This window comes from Microbacterium sp. AISO3, from assembly GCF_002204305.1.
Classification (GTDB): Bacteria; Actinomycetota; Actinomycetes; order Actinomycetales; family Microbacteriaceae; genus Microbacterium; species Microbacterium arborescens.
This window is the reverse complement of record NZ_NHRF01000001.1, coordinates 264,308-278,308: the sequence shown is the minus strand read 5'-3', so window position 1 is coordinate 278,308 and position 14,001 is coordinate 264,308. Positions and strand designations below refer to the sequence as shown.

General features: G+C 71.5%; 11 protein-coding genes. 3 read left to right on the top strand and 8 right to left on the bottom strand.

The annotated features are described in order from the left end of the window. The first annotated feature begins 46 nt into the window (after positions 1-46). From CBF90_RS01260 to CBF90_RS01245, 3 genes are all read left to right on the top strand, one after another. Positions 47-1,039, top strand: coding sequence for an ABC transporter substrate-binding protein (locus CBF90_RS01260; protein ID WP_088379712.1), 993 nt, complete (start codon positions 47-49; stop codon positions 1,037-1,039). Between the two features lie 47 nt (positions 1,040-1,086). Further along, complete coding sequence (locus CBF90_RS18555; protein WP_197690549.1) at positions 1,087-2,166, top strand: GNAT family N-acetyltransferase; 1,080 nt, start codon at positions 1,087-1,089, stop codon at positions 2,164-2,166. Positions 2,167-2,353: 187 nt separating this feature from the next. Then, entirely contained in the window at positions 2,354-3,961 is a 1,608-nt protein-coding gene (locus tag CBF90_RS01245) for a molybdopterin-dependent oxidoreductase (RefSeq protein WP_088379711.1), read from the top strand. Here the strand turns inward: CBF90_RS01245 and CBF90_RS01240 are convergent. Genes CBF90_RS01240 through CBF90_RS01205 form a run of 8 tightly spaced genes read right to left on the bottom strand, consistent with a single transcriptional unit; the run spans position 3,945 to position 13,967 of the window. Continuing rightward, positions 3,945-5,462 (bottom strand): MFS transporter, encoded by a 1,518-nt coding sequence (locus tag CBF90_RS01240; protein WP_172407763.1) that lies wholly within the window; start codon positions 5,460-5,462, stop codon positions 3,945-3,947. The two genes, CBF90_RS01245 and CBF90_RS01240, sit on opposite strands and share 17 nt — an antisense overlap. Continuing rightward, positions 5,459-6,562 carry an LLM class flavin-dependent oxidoreductase gene (locus tag CBF90_RS01235; RefSeq protein ID WP_023953297.1) on the bottom strand — a complete coding sequence of 368 codons (1,104 nt, stop codon included), beginning with the start codon at positions 6,560-6,562 and terminating at the stop codon, positions 5,459-5,461. The genes CBF90_RS01240 and CBF90_RS01235 overlap by 4 nt, the downstream gene beginning before the upstream one ends. Beyond that, entirely contained in the window at positions 6,559-7,434 is an 876-nt protein-coding gene (locus CBF90_RS01230; protein WP_088379709.1) for a DUF1684 domain-containing protein, read from the bottom strand. The genes CBF90_RS01235 and CBF90_RS01230 overlap by 4 nt, the downstream gene beginning before the upstream one ends. Beyond that, complete coding sequence (locus CBF90_RS01225; protein ID WP_023953295.1) at positions 7,431-8,774, bottom strand: M20/M25/M40 family metallo-hydrolase; 1,344 nt, start codon at positions 8,772-8,774, stop codon at positions 7,431-7,433. Before CBF90_RS01225 ends, CBF90_RS01230 begins: the two co-directional genes overlap by 4 nt. Next, positions 8,771-10,402, bottom strand: a complete 1,632-nt coding sequence (locus tag CBF90_RS01220; RefSeq protein ID WP_088379708.1) for an ABC transporter ATP-binding protein — start codon at positions 10,400-10,402, stop codon at positions 8,771-8,773. Before CBF90_RS01220 ends, CBF90_RS01225 begins: the two co-directional genes overlap by 4 nt. Further along, positions 10,399-11,340 (bottom strand): ABC transporter permease, encoded by a 942-nt coding sequence (locus tag CBF90_RS01215; protein ID WP_084670355.1) that lies wholly within the window; start codon positions 11,338-11,340, stop codon positions 10,399-10,401. The genes CBF90_RS01220 and CBF90_RS01215 overlap by 4 nt, the downstream gene beginning before the upstream one ends. 12 nt (positions 11,341-11,352) lie before the next feature. Further along, positions 11,353-12,309 carry an ABC transporter permease gene (locus tag CBF90_RS01210; RefSeq protein ID WP_088379878.1) on the bottom strand — a complete coding sequence of 319 codons (957 nt, stop codon included), beginning with the start codon at positions 12,307-12,309 and terminating at the stop codon, positions 11,353-11,355. 2 nt (positions 12,310-12,311) lie between these two features. After that, complete coding sequence (locus CBF90_RS01205; protein ID WP_242435558.1) at positions 12,312-13,967, bottom strand: ABC transporter substrate-binding protein; 1,656 nt, start codon at positions 13,965-13,967, stop codon at positions 12,312-12,314. Between the last annotated feature and the right edge of the window lie 34 nt (positions 13,968-14,001).

Here is a 14,001-nt window from a genome sequence, read left to right as displayed (position 1 = left end):
CCCACCCCTCCACCCGCACCCCACTTTTCGAGAGAGACCCAACAGCATGGCCATCAGTAAGAAGCAGGGCATCGCCGCCGGACTCGGCGTCGTCGCGGTCGCCGCGATCGTCGGCGGCATCGTCACCGCCGTGAACCTCAACCGGCCTGCCGAGGCCGAGGCCGCCGCGCCCGCACCGACGACGGCGAACGTCGCGACCGACGACATCCACTGGGTGCACCTCGACGAGCCCGTCGCCGAGGCCGTCGCCGCCCTCGAAGCGAGCGGTTTCGAGCCGGTCGAAGAGGGGAAGCTGACCGTCGCCCACTCCGCTTACCTGCCGCCGCTCGGCTACATCCCCGAGGGAGAGACCGAGGCCGCCGGAACCGAGCCCAACATCGGATCGCTCATCGCCGAAGCGCTCGGCCTCGAGTACAACCCCGTGGTCGTCGCATGGGCCGACTGGCCCCTCGGCATCCAGTCGGGCAAGTACGACCTCATCACCTCGAACGTCACCGTCACGGAGGAGCGCAAGGAGCTCTACGACTTCGCGAGCTACCGCGAAGACCTGCTCGGCTTCTACGTCCGCGCCGACAGCGACATCGACACGATCGAGGAAGCCGCCGACATCTCGGGCCTGAAGATCGTCGTCGGCTCGGGCACCAACCAGGAGCAGGTGCTGCTCGCCTGGAACGACGAGCTCGAAGCCGCGGGCGAGGCGCCTGCCGAGTTGCAGTATTACGACGACAACGCCGCGGCCGTGCTCGCGCTGCAGTCCGGCCGCGTCGACGCCACCTTCGGCCCCAACGCGACGTCGGCCTGGTCGGCGCGGGAGACGGGCGACACCAAGCTCGTCGGGCTCGTGCCGGGCGGCTGGCCGCAGACCGCGAACATCGCCGCGGCCACCGCGAAGGGCAACGGCCTGATCGAGCCCGTGTCGATCGCGCTCAACGCCCTCATCGCCGGCGGCCAGTACGACGAGGTCCTCGAGACCTGGGGGCTCGAGTCGGAGCGCATCGAGAAGAGCGAGATCAACCCGCCCGGACTCCCCGCGTCATGAATGGGCCCGCGTCGCGATCGGGTCTCGGTGAGAGGTAGCGTCACCTCGTGACATCGACCGCGACAGCGCTCACCATCCGGCTCGTCCGCACCGAGGAGTTCGCTCGGGCGGGCGAGCTGACCGCTCGCGCCTACCAGCACAGCTACGGCGAACTCTCGGAGCACTACCTCGCCTCGTTGCGCGACGTCGCCGCGCGCGTCCGGAGCGGAGATGTGTGGGTGGCGGTGGACGCCGGCGGGAGGGAGGATGCCGCTGCCGAGCCCGAGATCCTCGGGACCGTGTGGGTCGCTCGGCCCAACCGCCCGCTCGCCGGGGTCGCGCAGCCCGGCGAGACCGACTTCCGTCAGCTCGCCGTCGCCCCCGAGGCGCGGGGGCGGGGCGTCGGCGAGGCGCTCACGCGGCACGTGATCGAGCTGGCCCGCGAGCGCGGTTCGCACCGCGTCGTCATGAACAGCGGACCCGAGATGACCGCGGCGCACGCGCTGTACGCCAAGCTCGGCTTCACGCGGCTCACCGAGCGCGAGGGGCGGATCGAGGTCGAGCCCGGCCGCTTCATCGAGCTGCTCGCCTTCGGATACGACCTCGCGCCCGAGCCTGCCGCCGCAACCCGCGCTCCTGCAGGCGCCTCGGCCACGACGTGGCTGTTCGAGCACATCGACTACGACGACCCGCGTGCCGAGGCCCTGCGCGCCGAGATGGACCGCGAGGTCGGCCCGCGCTACGCCGACCGCTTCGACGAGACCGACCCCGAGGCCGCCGCTCGGTCGGCACGAGCGTTCGCCCTCGATCCCACGACGATCGTGGCGACGGTGCTCGTGACGGATGCCGCGGGCGAAGCAATCGGCCACGGCGCGCTGCGCGATCTCGAGCACGACGGCATCCGCGATCTCGAGATCAAGCGCGTGTATGTCCGCCCTCGGGCCCGCGGTCTCGGCGCGAGCCGGGCACTGCTCGCCGAGCTCGAACGCATCGCCCGCGACCGGGGCGCGGCGCGCGTCATCCTGCAGACCGGCGACCGCCAGCACGACGCCGTCGTCCTGTACGAGCGCCTCGGCTACACCCCGATCCCGATCTACGCCCCGTACACCGAGTACGCGTTCTCCCGCTGCTTCGCCAAGACCCTGTAGCCCCGAGCCCCCTGGCACGATCGCCGAGAACGCACCCTCCCGGCGAAGACGCACGGTGCAGGGTGCGTCCTCGCGATGGCGGTGCGTTCTCGCGGCATCGACACCGCCGAATTTCCATCCGTTGCGGGCTCGGCGACGAAGACACTATGCACGGTAGGAGTGATCTGCCGATCGAGAGGCGACAGCGATGGCGAAATCGACCGCATCCGCGAACGAGGCGAAGACCCGTCGCTGGGTCTGGGGCCTCTGGAGCGCACTCGCCGGCATCGTCAGCGCGGCCGCCTTCCTCGCGGTCGCCGAGCTGATCGCGCTGCTCGTCGCGCGCGAGAGCAGCCCGATCCTCGCGGTGGGCGCCTTCGTCATCGACATCGTGCCGCAACCCCTCAAGGAGTTCGCGATCGCGACCTTCGGCTCGGCCGACAAGATCGTCCTGCTGGGCAGCCTCGCGCTCGCCGTCGTCATCGCCGCGGCGATCGCCGGCATCCTGCAGTTCTTCGTCCGGCCCTTCGGAGTCATCGTCATCGCCCTCGCCGGGGTGATCTCGACCGCGGCGATCATCACTCGAACCGGCGCCAGTCCTCTCGCGTTCGTGCCGCCCGTGGTCGGGACGCTCGTCGGAGTGCTCGTCCTGGTGTTCCTCATCACGCGCCTCCGGCGCTGGGCGGGCGCCGCGGATGCCGCTGATGCCGACACTCCCGCGGCACCGGCCGCCGAGCAGCGCGGCCTCGGTCGCCGTTCGTTCCTCGTCGCGACGGGAGGCGTCGGCATCGCGGCGGTCATCGTCGGCGTCGGCGCACGTCTGCTCAACGCGACGTCCGCGTCGGTCGACGCCCTGCGCCGCGAGCTGCGCATCCCCGAGCCGCGGTCGACCGTCACGATTCCCGACGGCGCCGAGCTCGAGGTCGAGGGCATCTCGCCGCTCATCACCCCGAACGCCGATTTCTACCGCGTCGACACGGCGCTCACCGTGCCCTCGGTCGACCCCACCACGTGGCGTCTCGTCATCGACGGCATGGTCGACCAACGCGTCGAGCTGAGCTTCGACGACCTCGTCGGCATGGGCCTCGACGAGTACGCCGTGACGCTCACCTGCGTCTCGAACGAGGTCGGTGGCGGGCTGGTGGGTAACGCGATCTGGCAGGGCGTCCCGATCCGCGACATCCTGCGCATGGCCGGCCCGCAGTCCGGCGCCGACATGGTGCTCTCGAAGAGCGTCGACGGCTACACGGCGTCCACCCCGCTCGAAGCTCTGACCGACGATGCGCGCGACGCGATCTTCGCCGTGAAGATGAACGGCGAGCCGCTTCCGCTCGAGCACGGTTTCCCGGTGCGCATGGTCGTTCCCGGGCTGTACGGCTACGTCTCGGCGACGAAGTGGGTCACCGAGCTCAAGGTCACGACGTTCGAGGCCGACGAGGCGTACTGGACTCCGCGCGGATACGCGGCCGAAGCTCCGATCAAGTTCTCCTCCCGCATCGACACTCCGCGCACGGGTACCCCGGTGGCGGCGGGAACCGTCGCGATCGCCGGGATGGCGTGGGCGCAGACCGTCGGCATCGAGCGCGTCGAAGTGCGCATCGACGACGGCGACTGGCAGGCCGCGACGCTCTCGACTCCGATCAATGCCGACACCTGGGTGCAGTGGATGCTCGAGTGGCAGGCCGAAGCGGGCACCCACTACGTCGAGGTGCGCGCGGTCAACAAGAACGGCGACACGCAGATCGAGGAGCGCGCCCCCATCGCCCCCGACGGCTCGAGCGGCTGGCAGCGGGTGCTGGTCACCGTCTCAGCCTGATCCCCTCTGACCCTGCGACACCCCCGGTCGACTCGCCACGAACTGCGGGTCCTGGCCCCGCCGTATCCGCAATTCCTGGCGACTCGACGGGGGTGCCGCGGAGCGCGGGGTGCAGCGCGGCCGCGAGCGACAGGGCGCTCGCGAACGCGCAGACGGCGACCGCGGCCTGCAGCGAACCGGCCGTCGCCTGGCCGCCGGCGGTCAGCAGGATGCCGGTCGTCAGCGCCACGAGGAACGTCGCCGCCAGCCGCTGCGTCAGCTGCAGGAAGGATGCCGCGACGCCATGCAGTCGCGCCGACGCGAACGACAGCGTGAGCGCGCGGATCGGCGGCTCGACCAGCCCGCCGGCGAACCCGAGGCCGATCTGGGCCGCAACCGCGACGACCAGCAGCGCGCCGTCGTCGACGAGCGGCGCCGCCACCGCGATCAGCGCCAGCAACAGGAGCTGGATCGTCAGCCCGAGCGACACGGTCGCCGTGCCGATCCTCGCGAACACCCGCTGGCTCAGCAGAGAGGCCACCAGTCTGGCCACCGCCCCCGGGGCGAAGAGCAGGGCGATCGCGAACGGCGTCAGCCCGGGACGCTGCAGGAAGTACAGGGTCGCCGCCGAGGCGAAGGCCATGCCGCTGCCGAACCACAGCAGCGCCGAGACGTTGCCCGCGACGAAGCCGCGCGAGCGCACGAGGGCCGGCGCGAACAGCGGAAGCCGTCCCCGCTGGCCGTAGTGACGCTCCCACGCGACGAGGGCCACGATCAGCACGGCGGCGGCGGCCGCAACGATGATCCCGGCGACTCCCGAGAGGCCGGGTTCGACGACCGGCAGGGTCGCCGCCACGACGATCGCGCAGAGCAGCACGATGCCGGGCAGGTCGAGGGCGACGCGGCGCCCGTCCGACGGACCACGGCGGACGGGACCCGGCAGTCCGCGAGCCCCGAGCGCGAGCGCCGCGAGCACGAACGGCAGCGGCATCAGCAGCACGATGCGCCAGGCCCCGTCCGTCCACCCTCCGTCTGGCCAGGCTCCGTCCGCCCGTGCGGCGGTCGACACCAGGGCCGCTGCCACCGGCCCGAGCAGCCCCGCGAGGGCTCCCGTCGCCGTGTAGGCGCCGAGCGCCCGCAAGCGGGCTGCCCCGGTGAACAGGTCCTGGATCGTGCCCAGCACCTGCGCACTGATGACACCCGCACCCAGGCCCTGGACGAAGCGGGCCGCCACCAACAGCCCGATCGATGGAGCCGTCACCGCCACGAGTCCGCCGACCAGGAAGACCGCCAGGCCGAGCACGAACAGCCGGCGCCGCCCGTACACGTCGCCCAGTCGGCCCGAGGGGATCAGCCCCAGGCCGAACGTGAGGGAGAACGACGCGAGCAGCCACTGCACGCCGGCGGTCGACGCGTCGAGGGATGCCGCGACATCCGGCGCCGCGTACGTGATGACGGTCGCGTCGAACAGCGTCGCGAAGCCGGCCGCCACGCACGCCCACAGCGCCGCCCGGGAACTCACGCGGGCACGGCCACCTGGTCGGCGGCGGCGGTCTGCGCCCGACCTGCGGCGGGGTCGCGCTCGGTCCACAGGTCTGTCGGCAGCTCGCGCCGAAGCACCGGGGCGACCTCTGTGGCGAAGCGATGCAGGATCTCCAGCTGGCGCGGGAAGGGCACCGTCGTAGGCAGGCTGATCGACTGCAGGTCGTGCCCCAGTCGACCGTGGAAACGTGCGATCTTGTCGATCACCTGCTGCGGCGTGCCGACGAGGGCCGGCCCGTCGGCGACGGCGTGCTCGATGTCGCGGAACGGGGTGTTGTTGCCCGGCACGTTCGTCGCGGCGACGAGCGCGTTGTACACCGGGCCGTAGGCCGCGACGGCCTCCTGGGTGGTGTCGGCGATGAAGAGCGCGCCCGACCCGGCGCCGACGAAGGCGCCGCGGGGATCGTGCCCGTGCCGGGCGAACTCGGCGCGGTAGTGGTCGACGAGCACGCCGTAGTTCTCGAGCGGTTGGATGGCGTTCGCGCTGAACAGCGGATCGCCGTACTGCGCGGCCAGCGCCGCCGAGAACAGGGTGGTCGCCGAGCCGTGCCAGACCCGCGGCGCACCGGCGAACGGGCGGGGGAGTGTCGTGACATCCGTCAGCGGTCGCGTGTAGGGCGAGCCCGCCCACGACACGCCCTCGTGGCGCCAGAGGGTGCGCAGGAGCGCGTACTTGTCGGCCAGCAGCTCCCACTGATCGTCGATGTCGAGTCCGAACAGCGGGAACTGCGCGACCTCGTTCCCCTTTCCGATCGTGATGTCCAGGCGGCCGCGCGAGAGCTGATCGATCGTCGCGTAATCCTCGGCGACCCGAACGGGATCGAGGACCGACAGCACGGTGACGCCTGAGTTGAGGCGGATGCGGCTGGTGCGCGCCGCGATCGCCGCGAGCAGCACGGTCGGCGACGACGAGATGAAGTGGCCCGCGTGGCGTTCGCCCACGGCGACGGCATCCAGCCCCCACTCCTCGGCCCGGACCGCCTGCTCGAGGGTCTCGGCGAACCGATCGGCCGGTGACACCTGGCGGCCGGTGACGGGATCGGGGCGGTAGGGCACGATGTCGAGCAGTTGGAACCTCATCGTGACACCTCCGTGTCGGCGCTGACGCGGGCGAGCGGAGTCTTCTCGCCCGCCTCGATGCCGATCGGCAGCCGGTTCTCCGCCGGGGGCAGGGGACACGTCGCGTGGTCGGTGTAGGCGCACGGCAGGTTCACGGCGCGGTTGAAGTCGATGACCGTCCAGCCGTCGGCGTCGGGCGCCGCGACCGAGACCGACCGGTTCGCGGCGTACGTCGTGAGTCCGCTCGTCGCGTCGGTGAAGAGGACGAGCAGGCTTCCCGGCCCGGCGTGGCCCGGGAAAGCGGTCAGCGAGAACGTCTCACCGCGCCACGAGAACTCCAGCACTCCCGGAGCCTCGTACACGTGCGTGAGACCGTCGACGGCTGCGCCGACCTCGGTCGGACGGGGCTCGTCGAACGCCCGGAACCGCGCCGCGACCCGCCAGCGCGGATTGGGAACGTACGTGGGTGTGCCGGTGTACGACGCCAGGAAGGGATGGTCGGGGCGCCGCGGACGCACGATCGTGTGACCGCCCCGCTGTGCGAGCTCGATCACCCCGGTGACGTCGCCGTCGACGAAGCCGAGGTTCACGCCGCCGCGCTCGGGGATGTCGCCGAAGGCGTGCTCGCCGCGCAGCGTCTCGCCGTCGAGGTCGAGCGTCTCGCCGTCGGCCAGTCTCACGACCGGCCCGTCGGGCCCGAGCGTCCACGTGCCGGGTGCGTCGGGCAGCGTGACGGCGGCATCGCCGAGCCAGTGCAGCCCCGTCACCGCGAGGAAGCCGTGGGGGTCGGCCCGCCGCGCCTCGTGCTCGCGGTGCCAGGTCTCCCAGTCGCGACCGAAGGCCGCGCGGTCGATCGTGCCGCCGGGGATGCGGTCGTCGGTCGTCGTGCTCATGTGTTCTCCTGATCGTGGAAGGTACGCACGACGTGGTCGAGCGCGTGGACGGTGAGGTCGAGCGAGGCCAGGTCGATGCGCTCGTTGTGGCCGTGGAACAGCCGGCGGAAGGTCCCGTAGTCCCAGCGTTCGCTGAGCACGCCGAACCCGTAGGCCGGGATGCCGCGGCGCCGGTAGAACCGGCCGTCGGTGCCGCCGATGCCGAGCATCGGAAGCAGCTCCGCGCCGGGGTAGGCCCGGCGCACGGCGCTTCCGAGCGCCGCGAACAACGGCGTGTCCGTCGGCGAGATCGTCGACTCGCCGAACCAGTCGCCCTCGATCTCGATGTGCTCGAGCAGATCGCCGAGCGCCTCGCGCAGGTAGCCGTGGACGTCGTCGCGCGTCACACCCGGCAAGATCCGGATGTCGAGCTGCACGGTCGCCTCGCCGGGGATGACGTTGGCCTTCTCGCCCGCGCGCACCACGTTGGGCGAGATGGTCGTGTGCGTCGAGGCGTGCGCGAAGCCGTTGAGGTCTCCGAGCGCGTCGACGCCCTCGAAGAACCGGGCAGGATCGGTGACCGCCGCACTCACGTCGGGCTCGAGCTCGAGGGCCTCCGCGTAGGCGCGCCACTGCGGCGTGATGACCGTGGGGCCGCGGAATCGCGCGAGCCGCGTCATCGCCTCGGCTGCGATCACGCCGGCGTTGCGGGTCCCCCACGGCGCGGAGCCGTGGCCCGGCACGCCGCGCACCCGCAGCAGTCGGCCGGCTCCGCCCTTCTCGCCGATCATGACGCCGAGCGCCGGCGTGGAGCCGGCGTGCGCGCCGCCCGACTCGGTCAGGACGTAGTCGGCGTCGATGAGGTCGAGTCGGTGTTCGGTGAGCCAGCCGACACCGAACCTGCTGCCGCTCTCCTCGTCGGCCACGGCCGCGAACACGAGGTCGCCGCGCGGACGGAAGCCGCTCGTCGCGATAGCCCGCGTGACGACGGCGTAGGCCGCGGTGAGATTCAGCATGTCGATCGCCCCGCGTCCCCACAGCACGTCGTCGACGATCTCGGCGCCGAACGGATCGCGCTCCCAGCCGGCCGGTTCGACGGGCACGACATCCGTGTGGCCGACGAGCGCGAGCGAGGGCGCGCTGCGGTCGGTGCCCTCGATCCGCACGATCAACGACTCGCGCCCCGGATGCGGTTCGACGACGACGCCTTCGACGCCGGAGCCGGCGAAGAACTCCTGCAGCGTGCGCACCTGGCGCCACTCCTGCCCCGAGTCGGGGGTACCGTCGTTGACCGCGGCGTTCCGGATCAGCTGCTGCAACAGCTCGGTCGTCTGCTCGGCGAGCCCCGGAGTGCCGCTCATGCGACGGCCTCTCGTGCGCGTCCGGGGATGGCGTTGATCAGACGGCGCGTGTACTCCTCGCGCGGGTACGTCAGCACCGTGGCGGTCGCTCCCTGCTCGACGACGCGTCCCTGCCGCATCACCGCGACGCGGTCCGAGATCTCGCGCACGACGGCGAGATCGTGGCTGATGAAGAGGTACGACACCCCGAGCTGCTGCTGCAGCTCGACGAGAAGGTCGAGGATCTGTGCCTGCACCGACACGTCGAGGGCCGAGACCGCCTCGTCCAGAACCACCAGGTCGGGGTCGGTTGCCAGAGCGCGCGCGATCGCGACGCGCTGGCGCTGCCCTCCCGACAGCTCGGCGGGCCGGCGCCCGGCGATGTCGGCGGGGAGCGCGACGCGGTCGAGCAGCTCTCGCACGCGCGCCGCGCGTCGTGTCCGATCGCCGATGCCGAACGCGCGCAGCGGCTCGTCGACGACGTCCGCGATCGTGAACCGCGGGTCGAGCGAGGCGTACGGGCTCTGGTAGACGAGTTGGAACCGGCGACGGAGCGACCGCAGCTGCTCGCGCCTAGCGGCCACGAGGTCGACGCCGTCGAAGCGGATGCCGCCGGCCGTGGGCTGCTCGAGCCGCAGCGCGAGCCGCGCGGTCGTGCTCTTGCCCGACCCCGACTCGCCCACGACGGCGAGGGTCTCGCCCCGCCCGACCGTAAACGACACGTCGTCGACCGCGACGAGACGCCGGCGGCCGGGAAGCGCGAACTCCTTGCGCAGACCCGTGACCTCGAGAAGCGGCGCGGGCTGCACATCCGCTGCAGGCCGCACATCCGCCGTTCGCAGACCCGCCGCCCGCAGTCCCGGTGCCGCCGCGATGAGTGCGCGGGTATAGGGATGCTGCGGAGCCGCGAGCACGGCGCCGGTCGGTCCCTGCTCGACGATCCGGCCGTTCTGCATCACGACGATGCGGTCGGCGCGGTCGGCGGCGACTCCGAGATCGTGCGTGATGAGCAGCACCGCGGTGCCGAGGGTGTCGGCGAGCGTGTCGATGTGGTCGAGGATCTGCTTCTGCACCGTGACGTCGAGCGCGCTCGTCGGCTCATCGGCGATCACGAGCTGCGGCTCGGCTGCGAGCGCCGCGGCGATGAGTGCGCGCTGCCGCATCCCGCCCGAGAACTGGTGCGGGAACTGCTGCGCCCGGGCCTCGGGCTCGGGGATGCCGGCGAGCCCGAGCAGCTGCACCGCCTGCCGATCGGCGGCACGGCGCGAGGCGAGACCGTGGATCACGAGCGGTTCGCCGACCTGCCGCCCGACGCGTTTGACGGGGTTGAGGCTCGTCCCCGGGTCCTGCGGGATCAGGCCGATCCTCCGGCCGCGCACCTCGCGCCAGGCCCGGGGCGACAGCCCGGTGAGGTCTTCACCGTCGAACCGGATGGCACCGGCGTCGACGCGGGCATTGCGTGCGAGCAGATGGATGACGGCATGCGCGGTCGTGCTCTTCCCCGAACCCGACTCGCCGACGATGGCGACGACCTCTCCGCGGTCGACCGAGAACGAGACATCCGTCACCGCCGCGCGCGTCTCGCCGTCGACCGTGTACGACACGCTCAGGCCGTCGACCTCGAGCAGGGGTGTGAGCGGGGCGGTCATCGGGTTCCTCCGTTGCGTTCGAGAGCGCGTGAGATGCGGTTGGCAGAGAGCACGACGGCGACGATCACGAGTCCCGGGAGCGTTGTCAGCCACCAGGCGACGGCGAGGTAGTCACGCCCGCCCGACACGAGCGATCCCCACTCGGGCGTCGGCGGCGGTGCGCCGAAGCCGAGGAACGACAGCGATGAGATGGCCAGCACCATGACGCCGAACTCGAGGGCGGCGAGGGCGACGACCGGTCCCGACGCGTTCGGCAGGACGTGGCGGGCGAGGATCGTGTACCACCGCACGCCCGAGACCCGGGCGGCCTCGACGTAGACGGACGTTGCGACCTGCAGCACCTCCGCGCGCATGACGCGCGAGAACGATGCGACGCTCGCGAGTCCGACCGCGATCGCGACGTTGATCGTCCCGAAGCCCAGAGCCGTGATGAGGGCCAGCGAGAGCAGCAGGCTCGGGACCGCGAGGAGCACGTCCATGAAGCGCATGATCACGTCGTCGACGAATCCGCGCAGAAAGCCGGCGAGCAGCCCGAACACCGATCCCACCGTGAGCCCCACGACGACGGCGACGCTCGTCGCGGCGAGCGACGTGGCCGATCCGTGCACGACCCGGGCGAACAGATCGCGGCCGAGGTTGTCGGTGCCGAACAGGTGCTCGGCCGACGGCGGCTGCAGCCGGTCGCGCGCCACCCCCTCGATCGGGTCCCATGACGTGAACCAGGTCGGCGCGACCGCCCACAGCACGACCAGGGCGAGCACCGCGACGGCGAGCACGAGCGTCGGTTGACGCAGGAATGATCGGATGCCGCGCGCGGCACGTGCCCGATCCGCTCCGGTGCGGGGCGGCCGACGGCCGCCGCTCGGCCCCCGGCCGGCGGATTCGGCGGGATCGGCGGGTTCAGCGGGGCGGATGGGGGCGTCGAGGGTGATGGCCATGATTCCTCCGGCTCAGGCGGCGACGAACGCCGTGCGTGCGAGCGTGATGCGGCGGTCGACGAGCGGGTAGACGAGATCGACGATCAGGTTGGCGACGACGAAGACGAGGGCGGCGAACACCACGACGATCTGCACGACCGGAACGTCGCGGTTGTTGACGGCGGTCACCACCAGGCGTCCGATGCCCAGCCGCGAGAACACGGTCTCGGTCACGACGGCCCCCGACAGCAGGCCGCCCACGAGCACGCCGCCCATCGTGAGGGTCGGGATGACGGCGTTGCGCAGCGCATGCCCGAACTGCACGCGGGTCTCGCCGGCACCCTTCGCGCGGACGACTTCGACGTAGGGCTGCGCGAGGGTCGAGCGCAGGCTCCGCGAGAGCAGCTGCGCGATGAACGCGCCCGAGGGGATCGCGATCGTCACGGCGGGCAGGACGAGACTCACGAAGCCGTCGTCGCCCATCGCCGGGAACAGGCGCAGCTGGAACGAGAACGCCTGCAGCAGCAGGAGACCGATCCAGAACACCGGAATGGAGACGCCGATCGGCGGAAGGGAGAACAGCAGGTTCCGCAGCCACGCGATGCGGGTGAGCGAAGCCGCGAGCGCGAGCACCGCACCCAGCACGACGGACAGCACGAACGCGAAGCCGGTGAGGGCGAGAGTCGGAGGCAGCGCCTCGCCGAGCAGATCGGCGGCGGGGCGCCCGGTCTGCGTCGAGGTGCCGAAGTCGCCGACGAGCGCCCGCCCGAGTGCCGTGAGGTACTGCTCCCACAGGGGGCGGTCGAGCCCGAGCTCGGCGCGCAGCCGGGCCACGAGCTCCGGGTCGACCGCTTCCTGGTCGGCGCCGCCCGCGAACAGGGCCGCGGCGTCACCGGGCAGCAGGTACAGGACGAGGAACGAGATCGTGTACGCCGCCCAGAGCACGACCAGTCCCTGCCCGACCCGACGCGCGATATAGGTGAGCCACATGATCACTCGGCGATCCAGGCGTCGTAGAAGTCGAGCCGGCTCGACGCCTCGAACGTCAGTCCCCGCACCTTCGAGGCCGCGGTGATGGTGGTCGACAGCTCGTAGATCGGGATGGTGATCCCCTCGGTGACGAGCGCGCGCGCCGCCTCGTCGACGACGGTCTGGCGCTGTGCGGCATCCGTGATCGCCGACTGCTCATCCAGCAGGTCGTCGACGGCGGTGCGCGTCGTGCGCCGGGTGTTGCCGGCCGGGTTGTCGGCCGTGAAGACGGTGCGCAGCACGTCGGGGTCGGACCGGGTCAGGTTGCCGTAGACGAAGTCGTAGGTGCCGTCGGCGGATGCCGCCTGCGAATCGGCGATGCTGGCGAACTTCAGCTGCAGGTCGACGCCGATCTCGCGCAGCTGCTGCTGGACGAGCTCGAGCACCTCCTTGGGCGACTGCCAGTACGTGACGAGGAAGCTGAGCTTCTCGCCGTCCTTCTCGCGGATGCCGTCGGCCCCGACCGTCCATCCGGCCTCGTCGAGCAGCTCGCCCGCGGCATCCGGGTCGTACTCCAGCACATCGCTCAGGTCGCTGAAGTACGGCGTCGACGAGGCGAGCGGCGACAGCGCCGGCTTGTCGTCGGGTCCGAGCAGGGTCGCGGTGATCTCGTCGCGGTCGATGCCCTTCTGGATCGCCAGGCGTACGTCGGCGTCGGCGAGCTTGGGCGTCGACTGGTTCGCGTAGAGGTTGTAGACGACGCCGGGGTTCGCGCGGTTCTCGCTCCAGAATCCGTCGCCCTCGAACAGCACGGCGTCGGTCGCCGAGATGCCGGTGGTCGCATCGATCTGTCCCGACTGCAGGCTGCCGGTGCGGTTGCCGGCCTCGGGCACCACGACGTACTCGATCGCGTCGAGGTAGGCCTCGCCCGTGTGGTCGTTGGTCGAGGGACCCCAGTCGTAGCCCTCGCGGCGTACGAGCGTCGCGCCCTGGTTGGGCGTGTAGCTCTCGACCGAGAACGGACCCGAGCCGACATATTCGCCGAGGCAGCGGTCGGCCTGGCTCACCGCGGCGGTCGCTGGGGAGAGCAGGCCGAGGCTGAACGTCGAGGTCGCCTGCAGGAACTGCGCGCTCGGACGCGAGAAGGCGATCGTCACGGTGCTGTCGTCGACGACGTCGATGCTCTCGAGGTCGGCGAGGTACGACGAGCCGAGGGGTGCCTTCGCCCCGAGCGCTCGGATCGCCTCGAAGTTCGTCTTCACCGAGGCGGCGTCGATCGGCGCGCCGTCGGCGTAGGTCGCTCCGTCGCGCAGCGTGAACGTGAAGCTCGTCGCGTCGGCGTTGACCTCGTAGTGCTCGGCGAGCCAGGGCAGGATCTCGCCCGTCTCGGCATCCTGCGTCGTCAGCGAGGCGACGGTCTGGCGGGCGATCGCGATCGCGTCGTTGTTGCCGACCTGCTGGGGGTCGATGCACTGGCTGTCGACGGAGATCGCGAAGGTCAGCGTGCCTCCCGAGACGGGTTCGCCCGACGGCGAGGGGCTCGCGCCGGCGGTCGTCGAGCTGCAGGCGGAGAGGAGGACGGCGCCGGCGGCCGCGCCGACGAGGAGCACGGTCGGCGCGGCGCCGCGCAGCGCGCGCGAACGGGTGCGGATACGGGAAGGTGTGCGGAGGAGAGGCATGCGTCCCAGGCTCGCGACCATCGTCGCGGCCGGC